Source organism: Variovorax sp. P1_H2, assembly GCF_056405295.1.
Genome location: NZ_JBFUCJ010000168.1, coordinates 1 through 9,860, shown reverse-complemented (window position 1 = coordinate 9,860; position 9,860 = coordinate 1). Strand labels below are relative to the sequence as shown.

The 9,860-nt window shown below is 66.1% G+C and carries 6 protein-coding genes and 1 pseudogene; 4 read left to right on the top strand and 3 right to left on the bottom strand.

All coding sequences use genetic code 11. The annotated features are described in order from the left end of the window. The 4 genes and pseudogenes from AC1D2E_RS32900 to AC1D2E_RS32885 all read left to right on the top strand — a co-directional run. On the top strand, nucleotides 1-576 hold a 576-nt coding region (locus tag AC1D2E_RS32900), incomplete at its 5' end, for a DUF3313 domain-containing protein (RefSeq protein WP_478201297.1). 11 nt (nucleotides 577-587) lie between these two features. Further along, complete coding sequence (locus AC1D2E_RS32895) at nucleotides 588-1,424, top strand: transporter family protein (protein ID WP_478201296.1); 837 nt, start codon at nucleotides 588-590, stop codon at nucleotides 1,422-1,424. 110 nt (nucleotides 1,425-1,534) lie between these two features. Then, nucleotides 1,535-1,897: pseudogene (locus tag AC1D2E_RS32890) on the top strand (DDE-type integrase/transposase/recombinase); the annotation flags it as partial. A gap of 66 nt (nucleotides 1,898-1,963) precedes the next feature. Then, nucleotides 1,964-7,228 (top strand): autotransporter outer membrane beta-barrel domain-containing protein, encoded by a 5,265-nt coding sequence (locus tag AC1D2E_RS32885; protein ID WP_478201295.1) that lies wholly within the window; start codon nucleotides 1,964-1,966, stop codon nucleotides 7,226-7,228. Here the strand turns inward: AC1D2E_RS32885 and AC1D2E_RS32880 are convergent. The 3 genes from AC1D2E_RS32880 to AC1D2E_RS32870 all read right to left on the bottom strand — a co-directional run. Further along, on the bottom strand, nucleotides 7,135-7,560 hold the full coding sequence (locus tag AC1D2E_RS32880; protein ID WP_478201294.1) for a DUF932 domain-containing protein: 426 nt from the start codon (nucleotides 7,558-7,560) through the stop codon (nucleotides 7,135-7,137). The two genes, AC1D2E_RS32885 and AC1D2E_RS32880, sit on opposite strands and share 94 nt — an antisense overlap. Nucleotides 7,561-7,930: 370 nt before the next feature. Continuing rightward, a complete protein-coding gene (locus AC1D2E_RS32875; RefSeq protein WP_478201293.1) occupies nucleotides 7,931-8,209 on the bottom strand; it encodes a hypothetical protein in 279 nt (92 codons plus the stop codon). 384 nt (nucleotides 8,210-8,593) lie between these two features. Next, nucleotides 8,594-9,860 (bottom strand): ArdC family protein (locus AC1D2E_RS32870; RefSeq protein ID WP_478201292.1); only part of this gene is annotated, 1,267 nt, incomplete at its 5' end.

Here is a 9,860-nt window from a genome sequence, read left to right as displayed (position 1 = left end):
GTCCGGTGGGGCAGCTACGACAAGGTCATGATCGAGCGCATCCAGGTCTACCTCGAGCCCCGTGCGGCGCAGCGTCCCGTGGATCCGACGGACCTGAAGGCGCTGCTCGACTATTTTCATGCGGCCTTGGTCAAGAACCTCCAGCCGGGCGTCCAAGTCGTCGACGCACCTGGCCCGGGCGTGTTGCGCCTGAAGTTTGCGCTGACCTCGCTGATCCCGACCAACACCGTTGCCAGCCTGGCCGGCACGGCGGTGCCCTACGGCTTCGTCGCCGAGATGGGCACGGGCGCGGCCACCGGCCGGCCTGTGGGCTCGACCCCCTACATGGGCCAGACCGGACTGGAGGCACAGTTCAGAGACGGCGCCACCGGCAAGGTGGTCGGCGAATGCGCGGACACCGAGATTGGACTCAAGTACGCCGCCGACCTGGACAAGGGTGCGACGACCGCGGCGGTGGCATGGATGAACGGCTACGTCAGCTCGTTCACAAGCTGGAGCTATGCGCAGGACGCCTTCAACAAATGGTCGGAGGCGTTCGGGCGTCGATTCGCCGCTCTGCGCGCCGCATCGCGATAGCTGAAAAAGACATGTCTCAATCTCGAATCAAGGACCACTTCCCCTCTGAGCGGAGTTGGGCCGTCGGTGTCATGGTGGCGGGCCTCCTCTCAGCGTCTGCCCATGCGCAACAAAGCAACGAGGAACTCGCCAAGGCTGCGCAGAACCCGCTGGCCAGCTTGATCAGCGTGCCATTTCAGCTCAACACCAACTTCGATACAGGGCCGGAGCAGCGCACGCAGAACGTGCTCAACATCCAGCCGGTCGTGCCCTTCAGCCTCAACGAGGACTGGAACCTGATCTCGCGGACCATCATGCCGCTGATCTGGCAGCCGGCCTCCTCGCCTTTCGAAGGCTCCACTTTCGGCCTCGGAGACATTCAGSTCAACGGCTTCCTGTCACCGAAGAACTCGGGCAGCTGGATCTGGGGCGTCGGCGCCGTGGCGCAGCTGCCCACGCASACCAACGACCGGCTCGGCAACGACCGCTGGGGCCTGGGGCCGACCGCGGTCGTGCTTCGGCTCGAGAAGGGCAGTCCCTGGGTCTATGGCGCGTTGATCAACAACATCTGGTCAGTGAGTAGCTCGTCGACCGATCCRAAGATCAACCAGCTGACCTTGCAGCCATTCCTGAACTACAACTTTCCGGGAGGCTTCTACCTGACCTCGTCGCCGCTCATCACCGCGAACTGGGAGGCGGCCGCAGGCCAGAAGTGGACCGTACCCGTGGGCGGAGGCGTCGGCAAGATCGTCCGCTTTGGCAAGCTGCCGGTGAACCTGCAGGCCTCTGCCTACTACAACGTCGAGCGACCCGACAACGCACCCCGCTGGGCGCTGAGACTCCAGGCGCAGCTGATGTTCCCTAAATAGCCGCCTTTCAGGATGCGGGCTCGGCAACTCATTAACGACAACGCGGTAATTGCAGGAGACCTTGAATGCGACGTTTCGGTTGGTGTGGAGTTCGGTCTGGCGAGGGTGGGCTGGACTTCCTTCTCACCGCCCATCGCGACAGGGCCGCTGCCCGGCGCTTCTTCGAGCGCGCCATCGGCCTGCACGACGTGCCCGAGAAGATCACGATCGACAAGGGTGGCGCCAATACCGCGGCTGTGCACGGCCTGATCGAGGACAGTGGCGCGACCAAGCCGGGTAACAACATCGTCGAGCAGGACCACCGCGCGACCAAACGACCGGTCAGGCCGATGCTTGGATTCAAGTCGTTCGGCTCGGCCGCCAAGCTCATCGCCGGCATCGAAACCATGCACATGATCAACAAGGGGCAGTTGGCCTGCCCCGAGGGCCAAGTCATGTCTGCTGCCGACCAGTTCTACAGCCTGGCGTTTTGAGCCCGCTGTCTCGGAACCCCATTCGCTCGTCACGCACTCCTTATTGCGACAGAACCGGATTTCATCATGAACGAGTCGTATCGCAGCCTCTGGAGCGCCGCCTTGTCGTCCTGGGTGGCAGTGCCCGAGACGGCGCGCACAAAGAGCAGCGGCAGGTCCGGAGTGCGAACTTGTGTTGGTGCATTGCGGCTCACCGTCCTGGCCTTCGCCGTGGCGAGCGCCTGGGCAATGCCCGCGGCGGCAGCCACGCTGTACTGGGACACCAACGGCGTAACGCCAGGGCTTGGTGGTGCCGGCACCTGGAACACCACCAACAACTTCTGGAACACGAGTGCGACCGGCACCGGAGGAAGCCCTTCGATCTGGAATAACGGCGCGCTCAACGACGCGGTCTTCGACGGAACGGGAATCATGGCGGTGACCCTGGGTACGCCCATCACCGTGCACAACCTCAGCTTCGGCGCTTCGTCCAGCTACACACTTGGGGGTAGCACGCTCACCCTGGCCGGCAGCACACCGACCATCAACACCCTCGGCGGCACCCACACAATTGGCTCGACCCTGGCAGGAACCGCCGGCTTGATCAAGACGGGTGCTGGAACGCTGACGCTGGCGGGTCCCAACACCTACGCTGGCGCTACCAGGATCGTCGGTGGCGTGCTGGCCGTATCCGGCTCGCTGAACGGCACCGCCATCGACTTTGGGGGTGCTGCAGCAGGCACCCAGTTGAACGCGACCTCACTCAACGGTCTGACCGGCACCACCTCATTGAGTGTCAACAGCGCCAACGCAACGGCTGTGCTTTCGGCGGCCAACAACTACACAGGAGCCACGAACCTCAGCGGTGGCATCCTGCGCCTGGCCGATGGCGGGGCGCTGGCCAATTCGGCCCTCACCATCAACGGCGACGGAACCACGCTCCAACTCCGTAGCGACACCAACACCACGTTTGCCACAGCCGGCGGCAGCATCAGCGGATTCGGCAACAACGGCACCCTCACCTACACCATCGACGCCAACCAACTCACGAGTGCTGGCGCTGGAAGAACGCTGACGCTGGGCAACCTGAGTATCTTGACAGGGCAGTCACCAACCATCAATTTCACCGGTGGCAACGGCTACACCATCGCCACGGGGAACATCACCAGCCCTGGTGCGTTCAATCTGAGACTGAACGCCACTGGCGTGAATGTGAACATCGGCGCGGTGACGCTCACCACCTCCCCGTTGCAGGCGCTGGTCCTTGGCAGCAGTTCGGCCACCGGAATAAACACCATTGGAGCCATCAATGGCAACTTCATCGTTTATGGGGATGGCAACGGAACCTGGCAACTGACCGCGCCGAGTTCATTCACCGGCGCCCTGTTTGTAGGGCGCACCGGCGCTAACACCATTCAGTTTTCCGACGTCAGCCAACTCGGAACGGGCACCGGCAGCAATTTCATTGCCATACAAAACGGCTCAACCCTCCGCTACACGGGCACCGGCAGCCAATCCACCACCGCACGTGACCTGGGCTGGAACTCAGGGGCGGCCATCATTGACGTGACCTCGGCCAGCGCCAACCTGACCTTCGACATCACCGGCGGCCTGCGCAACAATCAAATCACCAAGGCGGGCGCCGGCCAAGCGACGCTGAGAAAGTCCACAGCGATCAACGAGGGCACCACCGCCCCGGTGTTGATCACCGGCGGCATCTTGGAATACAACCAGAACAATGCGGGCGCCATCAATCGCTTCGCAGGCGTCGTCACCGGCTCTGCGGGTACGCAAATCAAGGTGTCAGGCACCGGCTATATTGGCAACGACAATTACACCGCCGACTGGAGTGCCAATCGCGCGAGTTTGGATGTCGGCAGCGGCGCTGCCTTCGATTTGCGCGGCAACAAGGTCACGGTAGATGCCCTGACCGGCGGTGGCACGGTTCGAAACAGCGCCTTGAATTCTCTGACGGAAAGCGGTGTAGTCGGATACACGTTGACCGTCGGTGTCAACGGCGGCTCGGGCACTTTTGGCGGTGTTATCCGCGGCAGCCTGACCAATACGGGCGAGCATGCGGCAGATGCCGGCGGCCCGAACGCGATCATCAATCTCGCCAAGATCGGCTCCGGCACCCAAACCTTCACCGGGGCCAACACCTACGCCGGCACCACCACCGTCAATGCAGGCACCCTGCAACTCGGCAATGGCGGCACCACCGGCAATCTCGGTTCAGGAGCGGTCACGGTGGCTGGTGGCGCGACGCTGAGCTTCAACCGCGGCAACAGCTACACGGTGGGAAACACGATCAGCGGTGGAGGCACGCTGGCCCAGATCGGTACCGGCACGACGGTGCTGACGGGCCCGAACACCTATTCCGGTGCGACGACGGTTTCGGCAGGATCGCTCTACGTCAACGGCGATCAAACGGGAGCCACCGGCCTCACCTCGGTGGCGAACGGCGCAACGCTGGGCGGCACCGGCACTCTTGGCGGCAGCGTCGCGATCAGTGATGGGATCCTCGCGCCCGGCACTTCGCCCGGCACGCTGACGATCAACGGCAATCTGTCGCTGACAGGCGCATCGCGACTCAACTACGAATTCGGACAAGCCGGTACCGTCGGCGGCGCGCTCAACGACCTGACCGTGGTGCGCGGCAATCTGACGCTGGACGGCACGCTCAACGTCGCCACCTCGGCGGGCGGCACCTTCGGCCCTGGCCTGTATCGCGTGATCAGCTACGGCGGCACGCTGACCGACAACGGCCTCGCCCTCGGCACGCAGCCCGCCGGCAGCACGACCTTCGTGCAGACCGCCGTCGCCAACCAGGTCAACCTGGTGAACACGGCGGGCCTGACGCTGAACTTCTGGGACGGTGCAACCGTGCCGCGCAACAACGGTGTGATCAATGGCGGCAACGGCACCTGGCAGGCCTCGGCCGGCAACGACAACTGGACCGAGGCCACTGGCGGCATCAATGCGCCGTACGCGAACGGCGCCTTCTCGATCTTCTCTGCAGCGCCAGGCACGGTGACGGTGGACAACAGCCTGGGCGCGGTGGTCTCCGGGGGCATGCAGTTCGCAAGCAGCGGCTACGTGGTGCAAGGCGGCCCGATCACGCTGGCCGCCGGCAGCAACACCCTGCGCGTGGGCGACGGCACGGCGCCGGGAGCGGGCTACGTGGCCACCGTGGTGCCGGAGCTCGCCGGGCCCGGAGGAGTCGACAAGACCGATCTGGGCACGCTGGTCCTCGCCGGCGCCAACAGCTATACCGGCGGCACGACCATCACTGCCGGTACCCTGCAACTGGGCAACGCAGGGACGACGGGATCGATCGTCGGCAACGTGACCAACAACGGCACGCTGGCGTTCAACCGCTCGGACGACGTCACCTTCGGCGGCGTGATCAGCGGCACCGGTACCGTCACGAAGCTCAACAGCGCCACGCTGACACTGACCGGCGCCAACGCCTACAGCGGCGGCACGGCGCTCAAGGGCGGCCAGATCTCGGTGGGTCACAACACCGCGCTGGGTAGCGGGCCCCTCGCCATGGACGAAGGAACCACGCTGGGATTTGCGGCCGATGGCTTGAACCTGGCCAACGCGGTGGTGCTCACCGGCACCCATGATCCGATCGTCGATACCGGCGCCTTCACTGAAACGCTCTCGGGTGTCATCTCCGGCGGCGGGGCGCTCACCAAGAACGGCAGCGGCACGCTGGTGCTCTCGGGTGCCAACACCTACACGGGTGCCACCACGGTGGCCGCGGGCACCTTGCGTGCTGGCGCGGCCGACGCATTCAGCGCCGCTTCGGCCCACACGGTAGCCACAGGCGCCACCCTGGACACCAATGGCCTCAACCAGCGCGTGGCGGCACTGACCAACAGCGGAACGGTCAGCCTGGCCAGCGCCGCAGCGGGCAGCACGCTCACGACCAGCGGCGCCTATATGGGCAATGCCGGCCTCCTGAGGCTGGGCACCGGACTCGCCGGCAGCGCCAGCGTGAGCGACAGGCTCGTGCTCGACGGAGCGGCGGCCAATGCCAGCGGCAAGACCACGATCCAGATCGCCAGCATCGCAGGCCTCGGCACGCTCACCACGGGCAATGGCATCGAGGTGGTGAGCGGGCTCAATGGAGCGACCACCACCGCGCAGACGTCCAAGAGCGCCTTCAGCCTGGCCGGCGGCCATGTGGACGCGGGTGCCTTCGAGTACCGCCTCTATGCGGCCGACCTGCTTGGAGCGGGGGAGAACTGGTACCTGCGCTCGACCGCGCCGTCCATCCAACCCACGCCTCCGGGGCAGTCGGCGCTACCCGAGCAACCCGCGCAGCCCCAGCCGGTTCCGCCCGTTCAAGTGCCCACCTATCGCGCCGAAGTGCCGATGCTGGCCGCCTTGCCGGCGCAGGTGCGGCAATCCGACTTGGCCATGCTCAGCAACCTGCATCGGCGCATGGGGGATGAGGCTCCCGCGGCCACGGCGGGCGAGTCCAACCGCGGGCCTGACGACCAGGCGCCGAATGCGAGCACGCGCCGGGCGTGGGCGCGCGTGGTGTATGCCGACCTGGGCATCGAGCAATCGGGCATCGCACAGGCTCGGACCGACGGGCACGTGAGCGGTGTGCAAGCCGGGAGCGACCTGCTGGTGAAAGACAACTGGCGCGCCGGTATCTATGTCGGGTATCTGGACGGCAACGCCGACGTCACCGGCAATGCGCGTGGGCTCACCGCGCGGGTGGGCAGCAACAATCTGCAGTCACGTTATCTGGGTGCCTATGCGACCTGGATGGACGCAAATGGCTGGTACGTCGACAGCGTGCTGCAAGGCGGTAGCCAGCGCTACGACGTGCGTCCGGACATCAACCCCCGAGTCTCGGGCAAGGCCAGCAGCTTCATGGCCTCGGTGGAGACGGGCAAGGCGTTCGCACTCGACGCGCGCTGGAGCATCGAGCCGCAGGCGCAGCTCGCCTGGCAGCACAGCAGCTTCGACGACCTGATCCTCAGTGGCGCGCGTGTGCGCCAGGACCCGGGCAATGGCTGGATCGGTCGCCTGGGGGTGCGCGTCAAGGGCGACCTCGCCACAGGGGCCGGTCGGCTGCAGCCCTACGGGCGCGTGAACCTGTACCACGCGAGCGTCGGGGATGATGTGGTCAACTTCATCGGCCCGGCGGGAGTAACTGCGATGGCGAGCGGGGGCAGCTACAGCGCTGGCGAAATAGCCGCTGGCGCGACCCTGGCCCTGACACCGACGACGGGCCTCTACGGCGAAATTGGGCATCTGTGGAACATCGACGGCGATGCCACCGTGAAATCTTCAGTGCAGGCGTCGATCGGCGTCAAGGTGCGTTGGTAGGCGCTGCGTCCGTCGTGCGAATTGATCAGCACGATCTCCGGCACCACGTCGTCCAGCGACAGCGCATGAACGATCGGCTGGAACCGCAGCAGGTGCCGTCCAAAGCTGGGATCGGTGCCTCGGGCCCGGGTCTGCATCGCATGCGTCGGCGAAAAGCCAGCGTCCATCAGCGCCGAGACGATGTCCCGCGTGCTGATGAAGACGTACTTGGGACCGGTTGACTGGGCGGCGTGGTCCGCAAAGGCCGCTGGCGCCGCATGGGCCAGATCCTGCAGCGAGAGGGGTTCGCGCGCGACGAAGGAAGGGGCGAAGGAATAGTCGGAAGAGGTCATGATGGACTCCTGGAGTGACACAGGCGGGATTGCCTGCGTCACCCCTGGCTCACGCGGCAGCGCAGCGCTCAAGGCCGCCGCAGGCGCACGGCACGCGCCGAGCACGCGAAGCGCGCGCAGGGCCTTGAACGCGAGAACCGCGTGATACCCTGACCAGACACAGGCAAGCCCTCCCCCACCTCCCCTCCCCTTCTTCTTCTCCCAGCGCCAGCGCGAGGCCGAAGGCGAGCCGGACCGATCAGCGCAGCGCAGCGCGCAATGAAAAACTGCGTTCCGAACGGGAGCACCTTCGCCGCATGGCCATCGCCTCGCCGACGGTCGGCCGCACGGGCGACCGTGCGCCCCGGACCCGATCGAGCGGCCGCGCGGGTCAGGTCTCTGCGGGCGCCTGGGCCGCCTGCTGACGGGCCGGACGCGCGCGCAGCAGCGCCTTGAGTGCCGGGCCGGCTGCGAAATAGACCCATCGCGTTTCCTGGCTGCCCGCCTGGAGGCCCGAGTTCATCCAGACGATGTCATGGTGCGCCGCGATGGCACCCGCGTCGACCAGCGCATTCGCCTGCGCTGGCGTCAGGTGGCCTACCCATTGGCTCAGTTGGTAGAGCCTGACCTTGCGGAGGGCAGCGTCGAGGTGTTCGTCAGGTGGCGTCATGCGCACATTTTCCGCTTGTCGAGAACGCGTTGAGGGGTGACGAGCTGGATTGACCCGACTACGACCGGCTCGAGGGCCGCTGCTGCCCGGCGGAGTCTGCAAGTCCTTGCCGGCTGAAGGCGGCATGGACAGCGACAAGCAGCGGCGGCCGTCGACGTCGGGCTGATATGGCCCGGCGACAAGCTCGACCGCAACGTGGTCGAGCTGTGCCTGCGCGTCGTCGAGATGGCTGCGCAGATCGGCGACAAGTACACGGTGCCTGACATCCTCGAGGGCACGGTCGGGACCCACATCCGCGCCGAGTTGGACGAATAGCGGGTCCGCAGGCTCGGGAGGCAGGGGCCGCGCGGCGGCCCCTGCGCGCAGCGAGTCAATTCTCGAGTGTCATTCCTCGAATGGCAGTGCCGGTGCCGCGTCAACCGGGGGCATCTGCCTGGCCAGGATGAAGTCGAAGGCCGCACCTGCATGCCGGGCCGCAGTGAAGATCGCCGTGCGGTCATTGCGCAGCACCTGCAGCCAGCTGTCGAGGTAGACGGCGTGCCCTTCGATGGTCGCGTCGACCAACCCGCAGTGACCCATCACGAACGCCGAGCCGAGCTCGGCCACCAGTTCCTCGAACGCGTAGGCCGCGTCGCCGAAGCGCTGGCCGAATTGCCGGTTGAGCCGGCTTGCGTGTCCCGAATGATGCACCAGCTCATGAAGCGCCGTGGCGCAATAGGCTTCGCCGCTGGTGAAGCGCTTCGGCCAGGGCAGTCGGATCTCGTCGAGGTCCGGCAGGTACATCGCGCGTTCGAACCCGTGCCGGATCGTGGCGTTGCACCCGCCCAGCAGGCGAAGGGCCCGCTCCACCGGTGGATGCGATGAAACTGGCGATTCGCTGGCGGCCTCGATGACCTCGCCCGGCAGGCCATCGATCTGCGCCACGTTGAAGAGCCAGAACGGCATGCAAAGCAGGGCGCCGCGTTGGGCAGTGGTTTCGTCCTGTGCGCCTTCATCGTCGACTCGGGCGTCGACGCTATCGCTGGCTGCGCCCCGACCTTCCCTTCGCTCGAAATGCGCGCACAACACGGCACGCTCGCCCTTGCGGACCTGCGCGCCGAGACTGGCGGCCTGGCGATAGGTGAGCCACACAGGGGACGCGTAGCCCTCCTGGATCGCCGCCTCCCACAGCAGCAGCACATTGGCGCCATGGTAGGGCTGGCCGGTCTTGCCGTTGTGCGGCATGCCGCGTGAGGCCGCCTGCGTCCAGCGCGCGCGGAACACATTGCCGCCCTTCTCGAGCATCGCGACGATCCGGTCCGTGATCGCCTGCCGCACGTCCATGCGTGCGCCGCTTCGCCCTGCGGATCTGCCGTCTTCGACAGGGCCTGCTTTGGGTGAGTCCTCGGGGGGTACGGGGGGAACGCCCGTGGTTGTTGGGAAAGTTGGGCTGTCCGCATCGCGCTGATGGGTGGAAGGAGTTGCATGCATGGCTGGGCCTTTCTGCGGGGTGTGCCGCGGTGTGGAAGAAATCTGCTTTCGGAGCCGCCTCGACGCATGAAGAGCGAGCAGGAAGGGCCGATGTCCGGGGACCGCCCGGAGGCCGCAGCCGAGCGTCAGCGAGGACCGGGCGAGGACGGTGGCGCAGCCCGATGCCCTGGACAGCGGACCG

Bases quoted from the DNA above. Each gene is read 5' to 3' on its own strand.
- AC1D2E_RS32880 (WP_478201294.1), bottom strand. From the start codon at position 7,560: ATGACCTCTTCCGACTATTCCTTCGCCCCTTCCTTCGTCGCGCGCGAA.
- AC1D2E_RS32885 (WP_478201295.1), top strand. From the start codon at position 1,964: ATGAACGAGTCGTATCGCAGCCTCTGGAGCGCCGCCTTGTCGTCCTGG.
- AC1D2E_RS32875 (WP_478201293.1), bottom strand. From the start codon at position 8,209: ATGACGCCACCTGACGAACACCTCGACGCTGCCCTCCGCAAGGTCAGG.